Here is a 23606-nt window from a genome sequence, read left to right on the forward strand (position 1 = left end):
CGGAGTCTTTGTTGGGGCCGCTTCGCAGCCCAGCGCGGGGCAAGCCCGCTCACTACAGGGAGATTTTTCAGCCTTGAAAGTTGTGTAGATACTTATGCTGCGATGGCGTTAGGTCAGTCAACCTGTGCATTGGCGGGTGCGCCGCCTTCGCGAGCAAGCCCGCTCCCACAGTTGGAAAGGTAAGTTTGAGGAATATTCAGGGCGTTTTTTGTGTGTGGCTTGCCTGCAATGGCTGCTCGTCAATCCACCCGCCCTGCAGCCACCGCCTTGCGCACGCTGGCGTGTGCCTGGAACGTCTGGTTGGTGGTCCGATACGCCAACCCCATCACCGCCGCACTGCTGGCATTGCCCAGGAACCCCGCCAACGCCGGCGGCAGTTTGCCGCGCAATAACTCCCCGGTCGCCATGTTGATCGCGCTGGCCAGGCTCGTCCATGCCACCCGCGCGGGTGACTGGTCCAGCACCCGCCCGTAATCCTCCAGCGGCAAGCTCGGCTTCCACTGCTGGGTCGTCCCCGCATTGTGGGTGTCGAAGTGCTTTTGCAGATGGTTGTCGAGCACCGCAATCACGGTGTTGAACGCCGCCCGTGTCGCCGCCAGCGATTGAATCGACTCCGCCAACGCATCCCCGCGCAGCGGCTGATGATGATCATCCAGCAGCGCCGGGCTGGTGAGTGTCTGCCCCGGTGGCAGCACGTTCGGGCTGATGGAATCCTGCACAAACCCCATGCTCAATGTCATCGTTCCATAGGCCCATCCCAACACCGACATGTCGTCGCTGTTGATGCCGTGGGTCTTGGTCTGGCCACGCTTGCCGGTCATGCTCAGGCTGGCTTGCATTGACTCCCGGGTAATCGCATAAATCACATTGCGCAATTGCGTCGCCAGCACCCGGGCACTCAGCGCACCGTCACCCCGGGAGGCGCCCAAGGCGCCCATGCCCAGGTAGACCGCTTCGGCAATGATCTGATTACGCGTGACGTTGCGCGAATCACGCTTCATTTGTTGGCGCAAGGCGTCTTGTTTGTCCGGCAGCAGGGCGTTCCATTTCGGTTCGCTGAGGGCAAAGTGGCCACGCACGGCCACATTGGACGTGTCTCCAAGGCGGTCCATGCGCGGCTGGCGCACGTAGACCTGGGTGGCAATTGACGCCAGGGAAATCGCCGCCTGCAATGCCAGCGCGCCGCCCGGGCTTTTTTTCGCCAGCCCATCGGCCAGGGCACTGTAGGTGTGCATGAACGCCACTTCCCGCAGGTACGTGGGCACGCCGCAGGTTGCCATTTGCTGCAAGGTCTGGCCGGCGGCCGCAAGGGTCGTTTGTCCGGATGGCAGGTTGGCGGCGCTGTCGCTCCAGGCCTGCACCGCGCCCTGTTTGAGGCTGTGACCGGCGGCGGCGCCGTAGCCGCTGACACTCGTCCAGGCACTGCTGGCAGCCTTCCAGCCGGGTGTCAGGTAGCTGCGATGAAAAGCTTGCCCCAAGCCGCTGACGTGGGCCGCCGCGCGCGCGGTATAGCCCGCCGGTAATGCCGCCGGCTCGCCGCGTTCCAGCTCATCGGGCGTGGGCGCGCGTCGCAGGGGATGCAACGGGATGTCCTGGTTTGGCGGCGTCAGGCCGCCTGCCGGGGCCGGTGTTCTCATGTCCATGCAGGGTTCCTTGGTGCAGTGGCAGCAGACGAAGGTGGGGCGGCGAAACTGTCGGCCAGCACGCCGAAGTCCAGCAGCCAGTCGGCGAAGTCTTCACCGTTCAGTGCGGTGCAATTCCAGCGCGCTTGCAGTGCGCTGCCATGGGGCGCCAGGGCGATGGCGCACCGGCTTAACAGCATCAAGTGCAGGTTGGCCCGCAGGCAGCGTTCACGTTGGCCTGCGGTGCGCAGTGGGGTATCGATCGGCGTGCTGACCAGCACGTGCTGGCCGTCGCCGTCGGCGATCACTTCGAAGGCGCGCCCATTGGCGTTGATCACGCCCACGGTGTGGATCTGCTCCGGTGCCGGTGCGCTGACGCCCAGGCGCTGCAAGGCACGTATCAGCAAGGGTCGGTGCCAGTCCTGGTGCATGGCGGCCTGTGCCGATTGAACCGTCGGGGTGGCTTGGAGCGGTACCTGGCCGGCGGGTGTGCTGGCGCTACCTGGCCCGGCGTTAAACGCCGTGGCGGCGGCCACCAGGCTTTCGCCCAGCGCCAGCAGGTGGGCCAGTTCGTCGCTCAGGTGGGCGCCGTCTGTATCCGGTCGCGAGGACAGGCATTGCACAAGCAGGGCCTCGCCGGCCTCGTTCATGGCCAGGCTGCAGCTGCTCATGGCCGACGCCCCGCAGTTGGCGCGCAGCAGCAGTTCGCTCCAGGTATCGGCGGGCAAACCATCGGGCCGTCGCAGCAGGCCCAGGGCAGCCCATTGCGGCACCGGCTGGGTTTGCCAGGGAGAGAGTTGCAGGGTCATGCCCGGCAGATTCAGTACGCCATCCCGGGCGAAATCACCGGCCAGAGAAGACGGTACGCCGAGGCGTTCGGCAGCCTGGAGCAACCAGCTACTGGCGGCTTTTTCGAGGGGCGGTGAAGCGGCATATTTCATCGGTCAAACTTCCGAAAGTTTTGACGCGTATTGAAACCTTTTAATATTGCAGTTTCGTGAATAAGCCGCTCTGGATCAGGGTTCTTCGAGCTGAATGATGTCTGCCGTAACCTCGTCCAACTGCTTGATGACCTGATAGATGTGCGCCACTTCCAATAGCGTGGGTCGGGGGATATGGCGCCCGGTCCGGACCTTGTACAACGCCCGCGCCAGCCACACGCATTGCACCACCGGGATCTTGGCTTTCTGCGCCCGTTTGATCAGTGCGAGGGCGTCCTCGTCCTCGCCCTTGCAGTGGATCACCGGCAGCGGCGTTTGCCCCGGCCGGTAGTACAGCGCCACCGCATAGTGGGTGGGGTTGACCAGCAGCACATCAGCCTCTTCGACCGGCTTTTGAGGAGGTGGCGGCGCACCGTTGAGCAGCTCCCGGGCCAGGTGTTTGCGATGGCCCTTGACGTGGGGGTCGCCCTCGGACTGCTTGTATTCGGTCTTGATGTCCTCGTGGCTCATGCGCAATTTTTTTGCGTGGAAGTACTTCTGCATGGCGAAGTCGACCATCGCCATGACCAGTAACAAACCCAGGGTCGTATGCAGCACGCTGCGAAATACCGCGAGCAGCGCATGCCAGTAGGTGGTCAGGTCGGTGTCGGCCAGCAACACCAGTTTGCCCAGCAAGGGTTTGATGCTGACGTACAAGGTGATGGCGATCACCACAGCCTTGAGGATGCTCATCAGCAGGGTCATCAGGCTTTGCCCGGAGAACATCTGCTTGAGGTGCGAGATAGGGTTGATTTTGCCCAGGTCGATTTTCAGCGCCTTGGGCGCAAACAGGAAGCCAATTTGCAGCCAGCTGCCCACCAGGCGCATCAGGATAGCCACGCCAATGCTCATCAAGGTGAAGGAGACGAGCGTCCATACGGCCTCGCCGCCCAACTCCACCAGGGTGTGCATGAACGGTTCGCGCAGCCGCTGCAAGGGCAGGGCGATCAGCGCTTGCAGGCGGTTCACGCTGTCGTCGGCGGCGCCCAGGCACACCTCGCTGACCCCCAGCAGAACCAGCAGTTTGGTCAAGTCCTGGCTTTGCCCGACCTGGCCCTTTTCCCGCGCGTCGCGTTCGGCCTTGGGCGTGGCCTTTTCGGTTTTTTCACTCATGGCACATGCACTATCTGGCCGAGGATGAACGTGAGGTCCAGCCAGTGCTTGAGTTCGTTGTTGCCAAAATCCAGCAGGGTCGGCAGGTACACCAGCAGAAACAGCAAGCCTGCCATGCTCTTGGCCGGCATCGCCAATACCGACACGTTGAGTTGCTGGGCATACAGGCCGACGATGGCGAAGGCCGCTTCGATCAGCAGCAGCAAGCCAATGAACGGCGCGGCGTACAGCAGGGCATGTTGCAGCGTGCGGTTGAGCTCCCCGAGGAACACGTCGAGCCCTTGGATATCCATGCCCGGCAACCAGGCCGTGGGCGGCCAGATCACGTAGCTGTCCCAGATCACCTGGGTGATCAACGACAGGCCGCCCGAGAGGATCACCAGCATGATCAGCATTTCCTGGAACAACTCACCCAGGGCCGTGGCGTCCGGTCCCAGGGACGGGTTGAGCTGGCCGCCACTCAGCGCGCCACGCTGACTGTCCAGCAGGGCGCCGGCGGTGGCGAACATCCAGAACGGTGCGTACAGCAACAGGCCCAGGAGGATGCCCAGCACCGACTCCTTGACCAGCAGGCCGGCGATCAAAAACCAGTCGTCGTTTTGCGCCGCCAGCACGCGGCCGATGCTGGGTGCGGGGATCAGCGACACGGCAATGGTCACGCCGTAACGCAACGGCCCCTTCAGGTATTTGAAGCAGAACGCCGGCACCAGGATCATGCACGGCAGAATCCGCGCCATGGCCAGCCCCGTACCGAGCATCAGCTCGAACAGATGCTCGCCGTCGAACGGAATCAATGCGCGCCGCCGGTGCGCGCGATCAGGTCGAACGCAAGGTTGATGAACGAGATCAGCTCCACGCCAATCCAGCGTCCGGTGGCAGCCAGGGTCAGGCCCACGGCAGCCAGCTTGACGCCAAAGGGCAGGGTCTGGTCCTGGATCTGCGTCAGGGCCTGCAACAGCGAGGTCAGCACGCCCACCAATACCGCCACCAGCAGCGGCGGGGCAGTGAGGATTACCACCAGGTACATGCCCTGCTTGAACAGCTCCAACGCTTCCACGGCCACACTCACATATAGGAATAGAACAGACTGTCGAGCAAGCGTGACCAGCCTTGCACGAGCACGAACAGCAGCAGCTTGAGCGGCAACGAAATGGTCATCGGCGAAACCATTTGCATGCCCAGCGCCAGCAGCAGGTTGGAGACGATCAGGTCAATCACGATGAACGGGATGTAGATCAGAAAACCGATCTGAAACCCGGCTTGCAGCTCGGAGAGCACGAACGCCGGGATCGCCAGCAGCAGGTCATTGCTGGTGGCTTTATCGGCCATATCGGCCGGCCACATGCGGTGGGTGTTTTCCAGCAGGTGGGCCTGCACATCCGGGTCGGTATTGCGGGTCATGAAGTGCAGCAACGGCTGGATGACCGTATTGGCGCTGACCTCCAGCTTTTCGGTGGTGCCGATTTGCAACGGGTTGTCGTTGATCCGTTGCTGGATCTCATGGGCCACCGGGGCCATGACAAACAGCGTCGCCGCCAGGGCAATGCCGTACATCGCGATGTTCGGCGGCACCTGTTGCACACCGATGGCGTTGCGAGTGATCAGCAGCACCATGGAGATTTTCAGGAACGCCGTGCAGACGATCAGAAACAGCGGGATCAACGACAGCGCGCCGAGAAACAGCGCGAGCATGATCGGGTTCATGCCATCCAGAATCATCGATCAAATACCACGCGGGTAATTTGCAGGCCCAGGCGGCCGTCGACGTCCACCAGCTCGCCGTGGGCGATCACCCGTTCGCCATGGCACAAGGTCGCCTCGCCAGGGGCGATGCCGCTGATGCCCACCACCGAGCCGGGCGCAAGGCGTTGCAACGCGTCCAGGCTGAGGCTGACGCCGCCGGCACGCACCGTCAGCTCAAGGCTCAGCCCCGTCAACGGGGGGGCGGGGAATGGGGGGGCGGGCGCCGTGACGCGAAGCGGTTCGTCGGCAGGCTGCTGGTCGTCCCATTGCTGCCCTGGCTCTTCGTCGACCGGAACAATGGCGTCTTCCTCGCCCACGTCGCTGTCGACCCCATACAGTGGCTCATTCATGGTGCAGGTCTTCCTCGTGAATCAGCCGCAGCTGCAAATGGTCGTTCAAGGTTTCGCTGTGCACGCGCCACAAGCGCTCCCCCAACTGCACGTTGCCCTGGCCCTGGGGGGTGAAACGCGGGTTGGCGGGCAGCAGCACATCGCCGGGGCGCAACGAACGCAGTTCATTGACGGTGAGTTGCAAGTGGCCAAGCTCCAGCGGGTAATGCAGGGGCCAGTCACCCGGCCAGGGCTGTTCGATGGGTTGCCAATCGGCACCGTCGAACAGGCGCAGCAGGGTGTCGGCGCAGCACTTCAGCACCCCGTGAACCCGCTCGCTGCCGCGTTCGGCACTGATGCGGCACTCCAGGCAATCAGGGCGCGGCGAGTCAACCTCCGGCAAGGGTTCCAGGGGTGAAAGCAGGTCGTAGATGGCATCGGAAAACTGTTGATTGATCAACTGCCAGTACCACGGCTGCAGGTCCCCGGCCGCGATCACCGGGGTTTCCCCGAGCAGGCTCAACAGGGCATCGGCGTTGCTCAGTTGCAGCGGGCCGTGTTTGCTCGCGAGGTTCAGGCGCGGGTCGTCGGGGTAACTGCCGGAAGGCAGCAACGGGCCCACGGTCAGGTACCCGGGCTCGTTCCCGCTGTTGAACGCCAGCCAGCGTCCGCGCCCCAACGCCTGGCAGGCGCTGGCGAACGTCGATGAAACACGCCGTAGCGCCAGGGCTTTCATGCGTCACCTGCCGGCTGTAAAGACAGCTCCACGTCGTGATCAAGGGCCTTGGAAAACGCCTCTTCGCAGGCTGTCTGGTGGCGTGTCAGACGCTCCAGCACATCGCGGCGCGAGAAGCTCAGCCGGATCGCCCAGTGGCCGGGATTTTTTTGCGCCTGGATCTGTACCTTGCCCAGGTTGGGCATCAGCAAGGTGGCGCTGAAGGGGCGGTTGCCGACGTCGGGCAATTGCAGGGCCAGTTCATCAATCAGTTGCGTGGGCACGCCATCGAGGGCGGTGAACATTGAAAAGCTGCTGCCACCGCCTTCTCGCGAGTCAGACTGATCGCTCCCACCATCCGGCAGCGGCGCGATCAATTGCTCGAACAGCGCACCGTCGGCCTCCAGTTGTCGGCTGCTGTCACTGGGCGGGCGAGTGTCGGCCGCACGGTTGCGCAACACATCAATGCGCCTGGGCACTGGGGTGCTGGCGGGGTAGGCGGCAGTCGGCGGCACCGTGGTCGAAGGTTTCGGCGCCGGTGGCGGTGCAGGGTGTTTGATTGGCTCAGTTCTCATAGAGGCTTTCGCTCATGCAGGCGAGTTTTTCCACGGCACGCTGGCGCGCCTTCACGTCTTGCTGGGCCTGTTGCAACTGGTGTTGCTGCAACTCGATGCGCTCGCGCAATTGGGTGATGCTTTGGCGGATCTGGGCGAGGCGGTCGAGCATGCGCCGTTCCTTTTCGTGCCAGCGGTCGATATCGCTCAACGCCATGCTCTTTTGCAGGTGCGTGTCCGACAGCTGCTGGCGCCGCAGCTTCTGGTTGTCGCGCTCCTGATTCATCGACTCGGTGCTGGTGCGCAACTGCTCGTGGAGCGCGTGCAGCGCGTGTTCGATTTGCCGGCGGGCGCGTTCGGCGCTGGCCTGGCGGTGTTGGCGCAACGGTGTGAGCACACCGATGGCGTGCTCCAGGGCGACGCGGTCGAGGTCCACTTCCAGGTCGTCGTCCATGTTCAATCCGGCAACTGCGAGGTGATGTGATCGAGTTGGGCCAGGGTTTCGTCCAGGCTGACCGGTTCACGCAGGTCCTGGCGCAGGAACCCGTTGATGGTTTCGTGCAGTTGCACGGCGCAGTCGGTGACCGGATCGGCCCCGGCCTGGTATTCACCCAGGCGCAGCAGCATTTCCACTTGCCGATACGCCGCCATCAATTGGCGCAGGCGGTTGTTGTTGCGCACGTGTTCGCGGCTGGTGACGTTGCCCAGAATCCGGCTGATGCTGGCCGGCACGTCGATGGCCGGGTAATGCCCGCGTTCGGCCAGTTTTCGCGATAACACAATGTGGCCGTCCAACAGCGAGCGAACCTCATCGGCCACCGGGTCGTTCATCGAGTCGGCCTCGATCAGCACCGTATAGATCGCGGTAATCGAGCCGTTTTCACTCATGCCCGCGCGCTCCACCAGCTGCGGCAGCAGGGTGTACACCGAGGGCGGCAGGCCGCCGCGCCCCAGCGGCTCACCCGCGGCGATCCCGATTTCGCGCTGGGCGCGGGCAAAGCGCGTCAGGGAGTCGATCAGCAACAGCACCTTCAGGCCGCGCTTGCGGTAGGCTTCCGCGATGGCGGTGGCGGTGAAGGCCGCGCGGGCGCGTTCCATGCTCGAACGGTCGGAGGTGGCGCAAATCAGCACCGAGCGCTGGCGCAGTTCGTCGTCCAGTTCATGGTCGAGAAATTCACGCAATTCGCGCCCGCGCTCACCAATCAGGCCGAAGACGATCACGTCGCAGTCCATGTTGCGGGCCATCTCTGCCAGCAGCGTGGTCTTGCCGCAACCGGCGCCGGCGAACAGCCCGACACGCTGCCCTTCGCCGAGCAAAATCGCACTGTCGATGGCGCGAATGCCGGTGGGCAAAGGGGTGCTGATGCGCGGTTTTTGCATCGGCGGCAATGCATCGGCGATCACCGGGGTGGTGGTGCGCGTGTCGTGCACGCCGGCAAAGGCGCCGTCGCCGTCCCCCAGCAACGGCCGGCCAAAGCCATCGAGCACGCGCCCCAGCAGCCGGTCATCGACGCCAATGCGGTGGGCCATGCCCAGCGGTTCGATACGCGCCCCGACTTGAATGCCGTCGGGCGTGCCAAGGGCGCTGAGCAAGGTGCACTGTGGGGTGAACCCGACGATTTCGGCAAGCATGGTGCTGCCGTCGGCCTTGCTGATCTGGCACAGGTCGCCGATTTTTGCTGCCGGCACCTGGCACTCCAGCAAAATCCCGCTGACCGCTGAAACCCGCCCGCTGATGCGCACGGCCGAGCAGTGAGACAGGCGCGTGCGCTGTTCCTCGGTCCAGCGGGCGAGGGCGGGGCTCACCAGTGCATCTCGATGTGTTGGTCGCCATCGAACTCGATGTGCTGCTCATCCAGGCGCGTCAGGCGCAGGCCCTTCAATTGGTCGCCGAGGTACATCCGGTGGCCGTCAGCGGTGACCAGGTGCGCGTTATTGCCGGAGATGATTTGCACAATGGCAAAGGGCAGGCCAGTGCCGACGGCGGTGACGTTGTCGGACAGCGGCACCGCCGAGGCAAAGCGCTCGTTGAAACCTTTGAGCATGCGCTGGTAGGTCGGCAGCACGTCGTCTTTAAGGTGGCCCTGGAGGGAGAGGCCATCGCCACTGTCTTCCACGCTGACTTCGGTCAGCAGGCGGTCACTGAGCAAGGTGTTGAGGCGCCGCCGTACGTCATCGCGGCTGGCCAGGCTGATCTTGTCCGAGGGCGGGGCCTGCACAGGTTTGGCTGGCTCACTGGCGGGCGGGCGTTGTTGCGCGAGTGGGGCCGGGGCCGAGGGGGCGGCGACGCGGTTCAAGCCCCAGGAGGCGCCTGCTGCACCCACGACCAACCCCACCAATACCCCGCACGCCAATTTCAGCCGCGGCAAACGTGGGGGCGGCGCCGGGCGTGGTGCAGAGATCGGTTCATGCACCGGCGGCCGGGTCGGTGGCACCAACATCGGCACCTGCGGCCACGCCTCTTCGGCGGGCGCCAGGCACAGCCACACATTGCCGAGCACGAAGGTCTGGTTGGGGGTCAGCACGGTGGTGGTCAGGGCGTGACCTTCGGCGTCGCTGATCAGGCTTTCTTCGGCGTCCAGCGCCCAGCCCGCGTCGGTGCGGCTGAGGCGGCAGTGCAGCGCGGCGATACCCGGGTCGTAGAGTGCCAGGTCATGGTCGGCGTGCGCGCCGATCAGCCATTGTTCGCCGATCAGCGGCAGTGCGGCGCCCTGGTGCAGGCCGTTGAGTACGCGTAGTTCAAACATCGCAAGGGCTCCAGGTGTCAGGCGGCATAGTCGTCTTCTTCCTGCGGGGAGTACTCGTCTTCCAGGTCGAAGCGACCCAGCACTTTGACTTCCGCGGCATTGCTGATTTCGGCGAAAGAAAGCACCGGCACATGGTGGAATTCATCTTGCAGCAGTGTGCGCAGAGGGCTGCGCAAATCCTGGGCCACCAACATCACCGCGCGCTCGCTGGAGCGCAGGGGGAACGCCATACGCAGTTGCTGGACCAGCAACAGGCTGGACTCGCTGTTGAGGGCGAAGAAGGTTTCGGTCTGGGTCTGGCGCAGGCTGTCGCGCAAAATGCCTTCGCTTTCCGGGGTCAGCAGCCACACTTGCAGGCCTACGGCGCTGCAATACTGGTTGTAGATCAGCGATTTTAGGGCGATGCGCACGTAGTCGTTGAGGGCGGTGACGTCGCGTTCGTGCTGGCCATGTTCGATGAGTGTTTCGGCAATCACGCGCACGCCGCGCAGCGGCACGCACTCCGATGCCAGGCGTTGCAACACCTGGGAAAAACGCGCCAGCGGCACGACACGTTGCAGCTCCTGGGCGACTTCCGGTTGTTCCGACTCGAGCCAGCCGAGGATCGCCTTGGTTTCCTGCAAGCCAATAAATTGTGGCCCGCACACCTGCAGGGCACGCTCCATGCGTTCGATGATCAGGGTGCTGGCCGTCACGGCCTCCACCGGCAAGTGCTGCAACTGCGGCGCGTCGATGGGCATCCACAGCCATTGGCTTTCCTGGCGGTCGACGGTGCCGGTCATGGCCTGTTCCACCTGATCGATGATCTGCGCCTGGGGGTTGATGGCCACGTGGGTCTGGCTCAGGGTGGCCTTGAACATCGGCACTTCGTAGACCACGAAGCGGAACTCGTCCGGCTCGATATGGGACAGGTATTCGATGATGAACGAGGGCAGGGTCAGGCCGTAATTGACCACCAGGCGATTGCGGCGCTGGCGGATCTCGCTGACCAGGGACTCCACCAGCGCGCGGTTCTGTGAGGGGTGAAATTGCAGCACAAACTGCCGGCTGGGCAGGAACATGCGCAAGTCTTCCTTGCCATTGTTCTCGGGCGCGACCTGCACCGGTTGCGCGATCGCCGCCTTGGGCTTGGCCCGCTGCAATTGCAGGAAACCGCCAAGGCTGCAGATGATGGCGATGGTGATAAACACCGCCGTGGGCATTCCCGGCATGGCGGCAAAGCCGAGCATGGCCACCGAGGCGATGATCCAGGCCTTGGGCTGGCTGGTGATCTGCTCGGCGATCTCGCGGCCAATGTTGGCGTCGGCCGCGGCGTTGTCGTTGGACACACGGGTGATGATCATGCCCGAGGTCACGGAAATCAGCAGCGCCGGGATCTGCGCGATCAGGCCATCGCCGATGGTCAGCACGGTGTAGAGCTGCACCGCATCGCCGGCGCTCATGCCATGTTGGAGCACGCCGATGGAAATGCCTCCGATCATGTTGATGGCCACGATGATCAGGCTGGCGATGGCGTCGCCATTGACGAACTTCATCGCCCCGTCCATGGCACCAAACAGCTGGCTTTCCTTGCCCAATTCGGAGCGCCGGCGCTTGGCCTCCTGAACATTGATCAGGTTGGCGCGCAGGTCGCTGTCGATCGACATTTGCTTGCCGGGCATCGCATCAAGGGTGAAGCGGGCGCCCACCTCGGCCACCCGTTCCGAGCCCTTGGTGATCACCAGGAAGTTGACCACGGTGAGGATCATGAAGATCACCATGCCCACCGCCAGGTTGCCGCCCACCACAAACTGGCCGAAGGCCTGGACGATGTGACCGGCATCCTGGTTCAGCAGGATCAGGCGCGTGGTGGAAATCGACAGCGCCAGGCGAAACATGGTGGTGATCAGCAGCACCGAGGGGAATGTCGAAAATGCCAGGGGCCGGGGCAGGTGCATGGCCAGCATGATCAGCAGGCAGGAGATGCAGATGTTGATCGCAATCAGGATATCAACCAGCCAGGTGGGCAGCGGCGTGATCATCATGAACACGATGGCCAGTACCACAAATGCTCCCACGATCTCGGAGCGGCGCATGGCCGCCAGGGCGATCTGGTTCAGCAGGTTGACGATCTTGTGCATCAGGCAGGTCGTCCCTTGGCCAGGTTTTGTTCTTGTTGGGTCAATTCGGCCATCAGCATCAGCAGGTTGCCCAAGGCGTTCTGACGGGCCTTGAGGTCTTTCCACAGCAGGATCGGCAACTGTTGCAGCATCGGGCGCAGGCCATTGAGAAACGACAGTTGATGCTTGAGGTGTGAGCCGCCGATAAATTGCGTGAGTTGCAGGGTTTCATGCAGGTTCATCCCTTTGCCCGACAGCACCAGCAGGTGCTTGAGGAAGGTCGGCGCATTGAGCTGCAACGCGGGGTTCTTGCCGCGCATGCGCCCCAACAAGTGTTCGCAGTTGTGCAACAAGGTTGATACATGCCGGGCCGTATTGAGGCCGTGCATCAGCGTGCGTAATTGTTGGCGGGTGCTGGAGGGGGTGAAAGCGGCCATGTCATCGGCGATCGCGCTGCGCAGGTCGCGCAGGGTTGGCTCGAAGTGTTGTTCGCCTTCTTCCTGGCCGAGGAGGGTGTCTATCAGGCTGGAAATCGTCGGTTGCCCCACCACGCCGTTGTAGTAAAGGTCGCGCAGGTTTTGCCGGCGACGAGGGTTAAGGCTGGAACGGGCAAAGGCGCGGGCGGTGTTGATGCCGGCGCGTGCGCGGTTGCCATGTTGATGGCGCAGCATCCGCAGTTGCTGCGACAGCAACGTATGTTCGTCACTGGCGCCTTCGTTAAAGGCTTGGCGGGCGGCAGCTTGCAGCATCACGTGAGCTTTTGCCGCATCGCCATCGGCCGAGCGCATTACCTCGTCGAGAATGCTGTTGCCGATCACCTGGCGCTTGAGTTCCTTGCGCAAATTGCGCACCGCAGAATCGAGGCTCAGGTCTTGGGAGCCCATCAATAACTGGTACAGCTCACCCAGTTTCATCGCTTTTGATTGCAGCGCCGTGCTGCTGATGACCAGGTCGCGCTGGCTCAGTGATTGGCTTTGCTGGATCAGTGCCGAGGTGAATCGGGCAACCTGCTGCGGGGTGCTGCCCTGGTCTTTGGCGATCGTCGGCGCCATGGCCGCAGAGGTGGCTTCTGGCCTTGGCGTGACCGGGAAAACAGGTTGAATCGCGATGATGGGATTGAACGCAGAAATTTTCATGGCGCGGCACTGACGCAAGGGATCATGCGTAGTGAGTGGGGGATTCCGCTAACCAGTTCCACCTATAAAGGCAACATAAAAATTGTGCATAAATATGTATTAGGCAAGATACGTTTGTGCAGGATTTTGCACTTTTTTTGCAAAGCGAAAAAAAATACACATATAAAACAGCGAGATAGGTCGTCTTCATTTGTGGCATGTATATCGCTCTATACACAGGACATATCTTGAAATGGTATTTGCCCATGTGTGTGATCGACTCGCTGACGTTTTCCACTCAGATATCCGTGCTTCGCCAACTCGATGCGACGCTGCTGCAAAAGGTCCGGTTGTTCATCAGGAAGAAGGTGATGAACCCCGATGATGTTGAAGACCTGCTGCAAGGCACCTTTCTTGAAGCCCTGCGCAACGAACATAAATTTCGCAATGAATCGCTGCTGCTGACGTGGCTCTGCGGCATTGCGATGAACCTGATTCGCAGCCATTTTCGCCAGCTTTACAACCAGCCGTTCCAGGCCTGTCTGGAGGAGCGTGAGGTGCTGGATATCACCGATCAGAGCGATGTTTTCAGCGAAGTCAACGGCAGCCGCCAACTCGTGCGGGTCGTAGGGGCCATCGCCACCTTGCCGCTGAACATGCAAGAGATCATCCACGTGTCGATGGAGATGGAGGGCAATTACCTCGATACCGCGTCGCAACTGGGTGTGCCGGTGGGCACGGTGCGCTCGCGCCTGTCCCGCGCCCGTGAGCAACTCAAGCGGCGAGTCTCCAGCGGATTTTGAAGGGCGTGGCACAGATGGCCAATTAATTACACCGGAGGAGGGAACCTCTTTTGGCTCTGGTCCCACGCATTACAAATGTCCAACAGAAAGTGGCGACCCCTATGCGCATTTCCAATTCCCCGTTTTCCGGTAGCAGTTCTGTAGCAGATTCCCAGGCGGCGCCAGCGTCGGACGCTCAGGGGGAGGGTGGGCCGGCGAAAAGCGGTGGCGTGCAGTTCGGCTCCCAGGCCCAGCCGCTGGAGTTCATGAAGCAGCAGCAAGATACCCTGGATGCGGGCAATGCTCAGATTGCGGATTTTGAGAAGCAGCTGGGCACTGAGCTGAACTCGCTCAAAGGTCAGCTGGATCAGTTTATGAAGAACTTGTTCAACCCGCCGGCTGACCCGCAGTCGGCGCCTGGGCCGGCGTCTGCGCCAGGCGCAGGCGCTGCTGCGGGGGCCGCATCGACATCCGGCGCAACCCCGGCGACGGGTGCCGCCCCGGTGCAAGGGGCTGCACCGGCAGCGCCGCCAGCGGCCCCGGCCACGAGCTCGGTTCCGGCCGCCAGTGACAGCGGCAAGTTTTTGGACGACTCCAAATACAACACGCCAGATGCCTTGAAACGCTGGGCCCCGATGGTCGCGAACCTGCCGGCCGACCAGCAACTGCAGGCTGAAAAAGAACTTAACCGGCCGATCGCCGCTGCCCAGATGGCCCAGGAAGGCGGGGCGAATGGCGCCCAGGCGATGGCGTTCATCAAGGCCAACCCGGCGCTGGAAAACGCCATTGACACGGCGATCAACCCGAAGGCCGACGGGATCATCAACAACAAAGACCTGAGCAAGTTCGTCAGCCAGATGCAGGGCGCCGCCGACGGTGCGAGCAAGGACCTGGCCGCGTATCAGAAAGCCAACCCGAACGCCGATGAGCAATCGCTGCAAATGGTCATTTCCGCGTCGGTAATGCGTGCCAACGAGCCGCTGACCGCCGCTGCGGACCCGGCCCACGCCGCAGGCGCCAGCGGCCAGACCAAGGTCGACGGCCTCACCGACCAGGCTGGCCTTGCGGCACTGCAAAACAGCAACCCGGGCTTGTCCAGTTTGGCCCGGCAATCGGCCAAGACCTGGTCACAGCCGGGCTTCTTCAAGATGCTCGATCAAGGTGGTTTGTCGGGCCACGCGCTGGCGGCCCATAGCCCGGACGGCTTGTTCAACGCGGCGAACATCAGCGGCTGGATCAAGAACCAGGCGCCAAAAAATGGTGGCGAATTCGCCAGCATGATCAGCGACGCGGCGACCATCAATGCCGTGGCCAACGTCGATATCAGCAAATTGGGCGCCGACATTTTCGACCACCCGCAAAACTACACCGGCGCGCAAAAGGCGGCGGTGATGGTCAAGTTGCAAGAGACCAAGCAAAGCGTTGACGCGGGCAGTGACCTGCGCAAAACCGGTGACACCGAAAAAGCCCTCGCTGACAAGATCAGCCAGTTGCAAAGCGACCCGGACGTGCAGGCCTACCTGCAAAAAGCCGTGCCGGACCAGGAAAAAGCCCTGGTGGCCAGCGACCCCTCGCTGACCAAAGCCGTGTACGACCAGATGAGGAACGTCAACAACGGCTCGGCCCTGAGCGCTGATATGGACACCGCCGAGAAGAACATGAAAAAGGGCGCCGCTGCGCCGGACTACAGCAGCGCGGCCAATGGCCTGTCGGCCCAGTTGCAGTTGCAGCAGGACTTGCTGGGGCCCAACGCCAAGGTGCCGACGGCGCAGCAAGTGCTCGGCAACCAGCCGGCGCTGCAATGGAAAATGCAAGACGCTTACCAGGCCAACTTCACCCAGGGCGGCGAGCTGCAGCAGGGCCTCAGCGGCAAGAAACCCGACGCCACCCAGGCGCTGCAAACCGTGAACGATCACCGTGCGGCGTATGAAAGTGTATTGCCGCCCGCGTTTGTCGGGGCCCAGCAGGCGGGCTTCCAGAGCTCCACCCTCGATGCCTTGCAGCAATCGAAGGCTGGTCGCAGTTTCCTCAACAGCGCGGCCAACGGCGATGCCACCGCCACGGCGACCCTGGCAATGACCGCCACGCAAAAGATGCAGAACGTCAAAGACGATGTGGACGACGCCAAGAAGGGCATCAGCGGCGCCAAAGACGGCGTGGACGCGGTGCGTTCGATGGCGGGCCACGAAGCCACCGTGGGCCTGGGCCGCATGGCGGCGGGTGCGGCGATCCGCGTCGGTGTGGCCGTAGGCGCTGAAGCCGCCGGGGCCATGGCCGCGACCGTCATCGGTGCCGCTGCGGGCCCCATCGGCTGGGCGGTAGATGCCCTTGCCAGCATCGGCCTGGGGATCGCCGCAATCATCGCCGCCGTGAAGAAGCACGCAGAAGCCAAGGCGTTTGACCATAACGTCGACCCGACCCTTGATCAGTTCGGCATCCCGAAACCGCATTGATCAAAACACCTTGTTCCGGACATTAGCCACCCAGGAGTACTGCTTTGAATATTTCCCCGTCTTCGCTGCGTACCGCGATTCAAGACATTGAAAAAGACCTCGAGAAAGTGCTCGGCCAAGGCGCTCAGTCTGCCACCGGGCAGCACGGGCAAGCTGGCCAGGGCCCGGATGCCGGCGCCAAGGAGCTGACCGCTGCACGCCCGGAAAAGCCCGTCGACTTCGGCACGCCTTCGGACCCGTCCTCGACGACTACACAGCCAAAGTCGGCCGATCAAAAAAGCGATGCGGATCAAAGTGGTTCGCTCAATCAGATGATCGAAGACATCCTTAAAGTCGTGATGCAGTTCCTGCAGTCGCTGATGCAAAAGAACGGCGATTCCGACTCCGACAGCTCGGATTCGGGCTCGGGCTCGGGTTCGGTGTCGTCCAAGCCAGCGCCGCACATTCCCACCAGCAGCGGGGCTGACCAGGGCGGTGGTGCTGCTGCTCCGGCTCAGGCGGCCCCTGCGGCCGCAAGTGCACCCGCGAGCGCGGCATCCGGTGATGCCGGCGTGAGTGGCAGCGGTGCCTTGCACCTGCCGCCGGCACTGGAACCCTACCGTGCCGATATCCAGGACGCCGCGCAGAAAACCGGGATGCCCGCCAGCGTCATCGCCGGGCAGATCTGGGCCGAGTCCCGGGGCGACTCCAATGCGGCCAGTACCAACGTCAATGGCAAGACCGATGGCGGCCTGATGCAAGTCAACGCCGACACCGGCGCTGAAATGAAGAGCGAGAACCCCGACAAATTCAATGGCAACGCGATCCACGACAACATCATGGCCGGCGCGCTGTACCTGCGTGACCAGAGCAAGGCGTTCGGTGGTGATATCGGCGCCGCGCTGCGTGCCTACAACTCGGGTCCGGACAAGGTCAACCGCAATAACCTCGCGGACGTCGGCGGCGTTGGCGACCCGGACTACGTGAAAAACGTGCAGCACTTTGCCCAGATTATCGCCAGCGGCCAGGGGCAATTGCCTGCCTGAGCCATGACCCACCCGCGTGAGTATTACGTTATTACCCGATAAGCCAGGAGGCAATAGCCATGAATATCCCCCCCAAAATCAGTGCCCACCCACCGGTGCTGCCCGAGTTGGCGTTTGAAGTCGAACGGCGTAACCAGGGCATCCCCATGCAGCCACTCGGCCACTCCGCCGTCGGCGGTGCGGCACCGGTCAGTAGCGTCAACGACCCCAAGGTGCTGTTGGACCTGGAGAAGAAGATGGGGGACATTTTTGCCCCTCACGAAACGCCTGAGAACAAGCAGGCACTCGGCGCACTGGTCAAGGACCGTGCCGGGCAATTGCAGGCGATGGGGCAGACGGCGGAGGACGTGGAGCGTTTGCTCGACAAGGCGACGCGTATGGATCGAGTGACCTTGCCAGCGCTGGGCGCGATGGGATCGGCGCCTTTTGCAGTGGCCTCGGTGCTGCTCGACAAGGTGCCGGACATCACCGAAAAGGCCGCTGGCCACCCAGCTTATACCGGGTTTATTGGGGGCGCGTTTTCGGGGGCGGTCGACACTGCGGCCAGTGGCGTCCTGAGCCGTACGACCCATGATTCGATGTGGCTCAAGGCACCGGCCGCGGTGCTGGAACCGGTGATGCAGCAGGCCCAGACGGCCAGGGGCGAAGAGAACCTGGGCCGCCGCGCACTGGATTCGGCGGTGGCGAACCAGACGTTCAGTTTGCGCAACGTCGCCCGTGGCCTGGTGGCGACGGCGTTGATGGGCACCGGCCATCCCAAGGCCGCTGCGGCTGCGGATACCGTGTTTGGTTCGGCGGGCGGCATGGCGGCCGGCGCCGGGTATGCCATGGCCATGCGTCGCAGTGATTTGCACGCCCACCGCGCGGGCCCCGAATACCTGTTCGGGCGCCAGGACTGGAAAAAGCAGTATGAAACCCTCAGGGATTGCAGCCCCATGCGAGACCCGTTGATCAACAGCGGCAAGCGCCTGGCCAAACTGCCGCTGGACATCATGACGGACACGGCCAAGTCCCTGAGCGGCGTCATTTCAGCCAGCAGTGCAACGGCTAACGGCTTGGCGCTGGGTGGCGGTGGGGCCCTGGCAACGCTGGCCCGCAGCATGGTCAAGGGCGCTGCGGCCAAGGCAGGGTTCTCGCCTGCGGCCATTGCCGCCGCAGACGGCGCCACCAACGTTGGCATGTCGGCGATGACGTTTGGCACGTACGGGGCGGTGGGTGTGTTGACCAGCCCGGCCAGCGAGGCTGCGACCAAGACCTTGCAGGAAGACGTGCCGGCCAAGGCCATGAGCGCTGCGGCGGCGGTGGCTGAAGGTCTGTCGACGGCCGCCGAGGCGGGTGCCAACGCCGTTGCCGGGTTGGCGAACAAGTTGCGTCAGCGTCCGGCACGGGGCGTTGATCCGCAAGGGGGTTCCGAGGTCTGATCGGTAGGTGAAAAAGCCCCGGGAGGTTACTGCCGGGGCTTTTTTTTGCCTGCGCTTGAGCCGCTGGAGCGGTCTGCCGCGTATTGGCTCCGTGGGACATGGCTCTACCATTGGGGCAGAGTCGAATGGGCTCCCAGGTGAATAAACCGCTGGTTGAAACCACGATCGTCAATACTGAGTCCTTGCCTCAACCGCCTGCACCCGGTGAGGGTGCAAGCGGTTGAGGACGCATCAAATCACGTAAAAACCGTGAGTGCCGTCACGGGCCAATTGGTCGACCAGGCCGAATTCCCAGTCCAGATAGGCCTGCATGGCTTCCTTTGGGCTGTCGGTGCCTTCGTAGGGGCGGCGGTAACGGTCAATGCGCGGTGAAGCCAGGCGGGTTTCACCTTCTTCCAGCGGCAGCTTTTCGGCGATCCAGTTAAGGGTGCCGCCTTGCAGCAGGAACACCGGTTTGCCAGTGATGGCTTCGACCTCGGCCACGGCCAGGCGCGCCAGTTGGCTGGTGCCGCAGGTCAGCACATAACGCTCCGCGGGCGGCACCTTGGCCAGGGCGTGGGGCAGTTGCGCACGCAAGGCCCAGTAGGCACCGGGGATATGGCGCTTGACGTAGTTGACGCTCGGGGTGAAGTCCAGCACGGCGGTGTCGCCATGGGTCAACCAGTCGGCAAGGGTCTGCGGGCTGATCAGTTCGGCTTGCGGCGGTGCCGGAACCGGCGCGACCCACGCGCCTTTTTCGCTGAAGTTCGCTGCGTGCAGGTCATCCAGGACGTGCACTTCCCAGCCCAGTTGGGCGAGCCAGGACGCGGACATGTTGGCGCGCACGCCATCGTCATCCGCCAGCACCAGCCGCGCACCGCGCACGCTGGCGACGTGGTCGGTTTCCTGCACCAACTGGCCGCCCGGCGTGGAACGCGCGCCGGGTAAATGCCCAGCCTCGAATTCTTCCGGGGTGCGCACATCGAACAGGTAGGTGGTGCGGCTCGGTTCCTGCTGCCAGCGCTGCAGGTCGGCCAGGCTGGCGCGGCCGACGCGGGCCTTGTCGGCGACGCGGCGCGCGTCCCTGGCAGCAACCTCGCGATGCTCTTCGGAGGTCGGCGCAAAGCGGCGGGATTGGCCATGGGCGAGTTTCTGCCCGGCCAACGTCCAGCCGATGGTGCCATTGCGCAACGCTGACACCGGGTTGGCCACGCCGGCGTTGATCAACGATTGCGTGCCAATAATGCTGCGGGTGCGCCCGGCGCAGTTGACGATGATGCGCGTGGCCGGGTCTGGCGCCAACTCGCGGGCGCGCAGCACCAGTTCGGCGCCCGGCACGCTGATGCCGGTGGGAATGCTCATGGTCTGGTATTCGTCGAAACGGCGCGCGTCGAGCACCACCACATCGGCCTGGTTGTCGAGCAAGGCCTGCACTTCTTCGGCGGCCAGGGACGGCGTGTGGCGCTCGCTTTCAACCAACTCGCCGAAGGCTTTGCTTGGCACGTTCACGTCGATAAACAGCTCGCCACCGGCGCGGCGCCAACCGTCGAGGCCGCCTTCGAGCAGGCTCACCTCGGTGTAGCCCAACTCAAGCAGCCGCTGGGCCGCACGGGGCGCCAGCCCTTCACCGTTGTCGTAGACGGTGACATGGGTATCACGACGTGGAATGCGCGAATACACCTCCAGTTCCAACTTGGACAGCGGGATATTCGCGGCAAACAATGGGTGAGCCTCGGCAAACGGCGCTTCTTCGCGCACGTCCACCAAGGCGACTTCTTGGTGGTCCAACAGGGCCTGGCGAATCTGCGCGAAGGAGCGAGTCGATACGGTGGTCATAGGGCAGGGCTCTTTTCTTTGGACAAATCCCAGATGTTCGGGAGATAGGCGTTGGAATAACCGGAGATAAACAGTTTCTCGCTGCCGTCGGGCTGGTACACCGCGCGGCGCACCGCACCGATATTGGCGCCGTACACATGAATGCTGATCGACACCTGGTCGCTGTGGGCGTTGCTGACCTGATGGATATCACCGACCTTGGGCGACACGGCCTCAACCTGGCCCGGCACCAGTTGAATGGGCTTGCCCTCGGCGATCAGGCTGCCGTCTGGCGCGCGTTCAAACCCTTGGGAAAACTCCGCGCCGCGCAACATGCCGATCAAACCCCACACACGGTGGTCATGAATCGGCGTGCGCTGGCCCGGCCCCCACACAAAACTGACGATGCTGAATCGCTGGCGCGAGTCGGCATGCAGCAAAAATTGCTGGTAGCGCTCGGGGTCGGGCTTGGCGTATTCGTCGGGGAGCCAATCATCGTGGCTGACCAGTTGCGCCAGCAGCTTGCCGCCACGGTGCAACAGGTCGCCTTCGCGCGGGTTGCCGTCGATCAATTCGGCCAGGGCGCCTATGAAGGCTCTGAGTCTTTCGGGGTGTCGGGCCTGGGTCATGACGCTTCCATCGCAGGGTCGGTGGTGATGGGATTATCTAAGCATAATGTTTATATTTAATATGCTGTTTTTTAATGATTAGCTTATAGCTGGAGGTAATTTAGAACCGGTCTGAATAGCGTTAGACGTTATCGATCACAGCGCAGGCTATCCAGACCGCGTGCGGGCAACTATGCTTCGCACACATCTTAATGACTGTTCTCTATGTGCGGCCCAAATGAAAATTGACGATATCGATGCCTTTGTCGAAGTGATTCGTTGCCAGTCCATCAGCCATGCCGCCGAGTCGTTGCAACTGACCCAGCCGGCCATCACCCGCCGCGTGCAGAACTTCGAGCAGGCGCTGGGCGTGGAGCTGTTCGACCGCAATACCAAGCCCCTCAAGCCTACGCTGATCGGCACGCGGGTCTATGAACAATGCCGGCTGATCCTGCGCGAAATGGATGCCCTGCGCGAGCTGGTCGCCACCGACGCGCCCCCCACCGGCCTGTTGCGCCTGGGCGTGCCGCAGACCATCGGCGACGTGGTGCTGCTGGATGCGCTCAAGCATTTGCGCACCGAATACCCCGACCTGCGTGCCCAGGTGGCGACCGGTTGGGGCAGCCAGTTGGTCGGCAAGATCGAGCGTGGCGAACTGGACGCGGCAGCGGCGCTGTTTCCGGCGGGCAAGATTTTCCCGGACAACGTCATCGGCGAGTCCATCGGCAAAATGGAGTTGGTGGTGGTGTGTGCCAAATCCCAACTGCCGAAAAAGCCCTGCAAGTTGGCGGACGTGTACCAGAACGGCTGGATCCTCAACCCGGACGGCTGCGGCTTCCGCGCGGGTTTGCAGCGCACTTTGTCCGACCAGGGCCTGGCGTTGCGGGTGAACCTGGAAACCTTCGGCACCGAGTTGCAACTCGGGCTGGTGGCGGACGGCTTGGGCCTTGGCTTGGTGCCACGCCCGCTGCTGGAACGCAGCGCGCACCGTGAGCAACTGGCGGTCATGCCGCTGAAGGACTTCAAACCAGTGATGGATTTGTGGCTGATCTATCCGCATTTTCTGGGCAACCTGCAAGGGCCGGTGGATGCGTTTGGTGCGTTGGTGGCGGCGTCGTTGCACAAGACTCGCGCGGCTGCGTGATCGCTCGCACATTTGTTTTGTGTTGTGTCGCCGTTATGGTTATGAAAAAAAATAATAATTAGCTTAGATTAAAATGTGCTTTTTATTATTTTTGAGCATCCTCTAGGCTGCCTGGAAGTCCTTAAGGCCATCCAGGAAGTTTTGCCATGAGCAGCGTCACCTCGATATCCAGCGTCGCCAACAATGTGCGCCAGCGCGTCACTGCAGAAGAATGGGAAGTACGCGTCAAGCTGGCCGCGGCCTATCGACTGGCGGCCTTGTACAAGTGGACCGACCACATTTACACGCACTTCTCCGCCCGTGTTCCGGGGCCGGATGAGCACTTCCTGATCAACGCCTACGGGCTGTTGTTTGATGAAATCAACGCGTCCAACCTGGTCAAGGTCGACCTCGACGGCACCCTTGTCGATGACCCGACCGGGCTTGGCATCAACTACGCCGGTTATGTGATCCACAGCGCCATCCACGGTGCGCGCCACGACTTGCAAGCGGTGCTGCATACGCACACTCGCGATGGCATTGCGGTGTCGGCGCAAAAAGACGGTTTGTTGCCGATTTCCCAGCATTCCATCGCATTTTCCGGGCGTGTGGCGTACCACGGTTATGAGGGCGTAGCGCTGGACCTGGATGAGCGCGAACGGCTGGTCGCGGATTTGGGTGACAAGAATGTGATGATTTTGCGCAACCATGGGCTGCTGACTGCGGGTGTCAGCGTTGAGCATGCGTTTCAGCAGCTGCAGGGGTTGGAGCGGGCGTGCAATATCCAGATCGCGGCGCAGGCGGGGGGCAATGCGGAGTTGGTCTTTCCGCCGGCGGACGTGGTGGCCAAGGTTGAGGAGCAGGCCAAGGTGTTCAGCAATGGTGAGGGGCCGGGGGTGGCCAGGCACTGGAATGCGCTGATTCGGCAGTTGGAGCGTACGGATACTGATTACAAGAATTGAGCTGTGGTTTTTGGGCTTGAGGTGGGGGCATATCCGGTATTTGGGTGATGGCTTCGATTGGTTCCGCTCTTACAGCGGCTCACTTTTGATAGAGCGCAAAAGTAAGCAAAACGCTCTTGCCCCTCCACTCGGTGCCTCGCCTAGGCTCGGCATGCCCTCACTCCGGCTTGAATCCGTGGGCCGCCGCCACGCGCCATCCATGGCGCGGGGCGGCTAACCCGGCATCCTGCCGGGTTGCCCACGGATTCAAGCCTGCGTTCGGCCATCGTGGTTAACGGGGCGCCTGAGATCAACATCAAGATCAAAATCTAAAGCACGGCGGCCTGAAAGCCGACCTGAGTGGTTGAAGCAGAAGCAGGGCAACAGCAGAGCAGCACAGCTTTTACCTGATGAAATGAGGTTCAATTGTGGGAGCGGGCTT

General features: G+C 62.6%; 22 protein-coding genes. 6 read left to right on the forward strand and 16 right to left on the reverse strand.

Annotated features, from left to right (window positions below; all coding sequences use genetic code 11):
• Nucleotides 1-239: 239 nt before the first annotated feature.
• The 14 genes from WBB95_RS14995 to sctW form a co-directional block, all read right to left on the reverse strand.
• Nucleotides 240-1643, reverse strand: coding sequence for a hypothetical protein (locus WBB95_RS14995; RefSeq protein ID WP_424488300.1), 1404 nt, complete (start codon nucleotides 1641-1643; stop codon nucleotides 240-242).
• Nucleotides 1634-2563 (reverse strand): type III secretion system chaperone, encoded by a 930-nt coding sequence (locus WBB95_RS15000; protein ID WP_424488301.1) that lies wholly within the window; start codon nucleotides 2561-2563, stop codon nucleotides 1634-1636. Before WBB95_RS15000 ends, WBB95_RS14995 begins: the two co-directional genes overlap by 10 nt.
• Before the next feature lie 75 nt (nucleotides 2564-2638).
• A complete protein-coding gene (sctU, locus tag WBB95_RS15005) occupies nucleotides 2639-3715 on the reverse strand; it encodes a type III secretion system export apparatus subunit SctU (RefSeq protein ID WP_424488302.1) in 1077 nt (358 codons plus the stop codon).
• Complete coding sequence (gene sctT, locus WBB95_RS15010) at nucleotides 3712-4506, reverse strand: type III secretion system export apparatus subunit SctT (RefSeq protein ID WP_424488319.1); 795 nt, start codon at nucleotides 4504-4506, stop codon at nucleotides 3712-3714. The genes sctU and sctT overlap by 4 nt, the downstream gene beginning before the upstream one ends.
• Entirely contained in the window at nucleotides 4506-4772 is a 267-nt protein-coding gene (gene sctS, locus WBB95_RS15015) for a type III secretion system export apparatus subunit SctS (RefSeq protein WP_200434318.1), read from the reverse strand. Before sctS ends, sctT begins: the two co-directional genes overlap by 1 nt.
• Before the next feature lie 8 nt (nucleotides 4773-4780).
• Complete coding sequence (gene sctR / locus WBB95_RS15020) at nucleotides 4781-5434, reverse strand: type III secretion system export apparatus subunit SctR (protein ID WP_424488303.1); 654 nt, start codon at nucleotides 5432-5434, stop codon at nucleotides 4781-4783.
• Nucleotides 5431-5808 (reverse strand): FliM/FliN family flagellar motor switch protein, encoded by a 378-nt coding sequence (locus WBB95_RS15025; RefSeq protein WP_424488304.1) that lies wholly within the window; start codon nucleotides 5806-5808, stop codon nucleotides 5431-5433. Before WBB95_RS15025 ends, sctR begins: the two co-directional genes overlap by 4 nt.
• On the reverse strand, nucleotides 5801-6523 hold the full coding sequence (locus tag WBB95_RS15030) for a type III secretion system protein (protein WP_424488305.1): 723 nt from the start codon (nucleotides 6521-6523) through the stop codon (nucleotides 5801-5803). Before WBB95_RS15030 ends, WBB95_RS15025 begins: the two co-directional genes overlap by 8 nt.
• Nucleotides 6520-7077, reverse strand: a complete 558-nt coding sequence (locus tag WBB95_RS15035) for a type III secretion system HrpP C-terminal domain-containing protein (RefSeq protein WP_424488306.1) — start codon at nucleotides 7075-7077, stop codon at nucleotides 6520-6522. Before WBB95_RS15035 ends, WBB95_RS15030 begins: the two co-directional genes overlap by 4 nt.
• Nucleotides 7067-7510, reverse strand: coding sequence for a type III secretion protein (locus WBB95_RS15040; protein WP_424488307.1), 444 nt, complete (start codon nucleotides 7508-7510; stop codon nucleotides 7067-7069). Before WBB95_RS15040 ends, WBB95_RS15035 begins: the two co-directional genes overlap by 11 nt.
• 2 nt (nucleotides 7511-7512) lie before the next feature.
• The gene (locus WBB95_RS15045; protein WP_424488320.1) at nucleotides 7513-8865 is read right to left on the reverse strand and encodes a FliI/YscN family ATPase; all 1353 of its coding nucleotides are present in this window, start codon (nucleotides 8863-8865) and stop codon (nucleotides 7513-7515) included.
• Nucleotides 8859-9803 carry an FHA domain-containing protein gene (locus WBB95_RS15050; RefSeq protein ID WP_424488308.1) on the reverse strand — a complete coding sequence of 315 codons (945 nt, stop codon included), beginning with the start codon at nucleotides 9801-9803 and terminating at the stop codon, nucleotides 8859-8861. Before WBB95_RS15050 ends, WBB95_RS15045 begins: the two co-directional genes overlap by 7 nt.
• A gap of 17 nt (nucleotides 9804-9820) precedes the next feature.
• Nucleotides 9821-11923: a type III secretion system export apparatus subunit SctV gene (sctV, locus tag WBB95_RS15055; protein ID WP_424488309.1), complete on the reverse strand. Its 2103-nt coding sequence runs from the start codon at nucleotides 11921-11923 to the stop codon at nucleotides 9821-9823.
• Nucleotides 11923-13038, reverse strand: coding sequence for a type III secretion system gatekeeper subunit SctW (gene sctW / locus WBB95_RS15060; RefSeq protein ID WP_424488310.1), 1116 nt, complete (start codon nucleotides 13036-13038; stop codon nucleotides 11923-11925). Before sctW ends, sctV begins: the two co-directional genes overlap by 1 nt.
• A gap of 227 nt (nucleotides 13039-13265) precedes the next feature.
• Between sctW and WBB95_RS15065 the strand changes: the two genes are divergently transcribed.
• From WBB95_RS15065 to WBB95_RS15080, 4 genes are all read left to right on the forward strand, one after another.
• Nucleotides 13266-13820 carry an RNA polymerase sigma factor gene (locus WBB95_RS15065; RefSeq protein ID WP_424488311.1) on the forward strand — a complete coding sequence of 185 codons (555 nt, stop codon included), beginning with the start codon at nucleotides 13266-13268 and terminating at the stop codon, nucleotides 13818-13820.
• Between the two features lie 101 nt (nucleotides 13821-13921).
• Nucleotides 13922-16252 carry a type III effector HrpK domain-containing protein gene (locus WBB95_RS15070; protein WP_424488312.1) on the forward strand — a complete coding sequence of 777 codons (2331 nt, stop codon included), beginning with the start codon at nucleotides 13922-13924 and terminating at the stop codon, nucleotides 16250-16252.
• Nucleotides 16253-16296: 44 nt separating this feature from the next.
• Nucleotides 16297-17277, forward strand: coding sequence for a lytic transglycosylase domain-containing protein (locus WBB95_RS15075; RefSeq protein ID WP_424488313.1), 981 nt, complete (start codon nucleotides 16297-16299; stop codon nucleotides 17275-17277).
• Between the two features lie 59 nt (nucleotides 17278-17336).
• Entirely contained in the window at nucleotides 17337-18698 is a 1362-nt protein-coding gene (locus tag WBB95_RS15080) for a hypothetical protein (protein ID WP_424488314.1), read from the forward strand.
• Nucleotides 18699-18929: 231 nt separating this feature from the next.
• Here the strand turns inward: WBB95_RS15080 and WBB95_RS15085 are convergent, their stop codons facing one another.
• Together WBB95_RS15085 and WBB95_RS15090 are read right to left on the reverse strand one after the other, a co-directional pair.
• Nucleotides 18930-20513, reverse strand: coding sequence for a rhodanese-related sulfurtransferase (locus WBB95_RS15085; RefSeq protein ID WP_424488315.1), 1584 nt, complete (start codon nucleotides 20511-20513; stop codon nucleotides 18930-18932).
• Nucleotides 20510-21121, reverse strand: a complete 612-nt coding sequence (locus WBB95_RS15090; RefSeq protein ID WP_424488316.1) for a cysteine dioxygenase — start codon at nucleotides 21119-21121, stop codon at nucleotides 20510-20512. Before WBB95_RS15090 ends, WBB95_RS15085 begins: the two co-directional genes overlap by 4 nt.
• 217 nt (nucleotides 21122-21338) lie before the next feature.
• On the opposite strand from WBB95_RS15090, the gene WBB95_RS15095 reads away from it, so the two are divergent.
• Together WBB95_RS15095 and WBB95_RS15100 are read left to right on the forward strand one after the other, a co-directional pair.
• Nucleotides 21339-22244 (forward strand): LysR family transcriptional regulator, encoded by a 906-nt coding sequence (locus WBB95_RS15095; protein WP_424488317.1) that lies wholly within the window; start codon nucleotides 21339-21341, stop codon nucleotides 22242-22244.
• 146 nt (nucleotides 22245-22390) lie between these two features.
• On the forward strand, nucleotides 22391-23185 hold the full coding sequence (locus WBB95_RS15100) for a class II aldolase/adducin family protein (protein WP_424488318.1): 795 nt from the start codon (nucleotides 22391-22393) through the stop codon (nucleotides 23183-23185).
• Nucleotides 23186-23606 lie beyond the last annotated feature (421 nt).

This window comes from Pseudomonas sp., from assembly GCF_049645325.1.
Lineage (GTDB): Bacteria > Pseudomonadota > Gammaproteobacteria > Pseudomonadales > Pseudomonadaceae > Aquipseudomonas.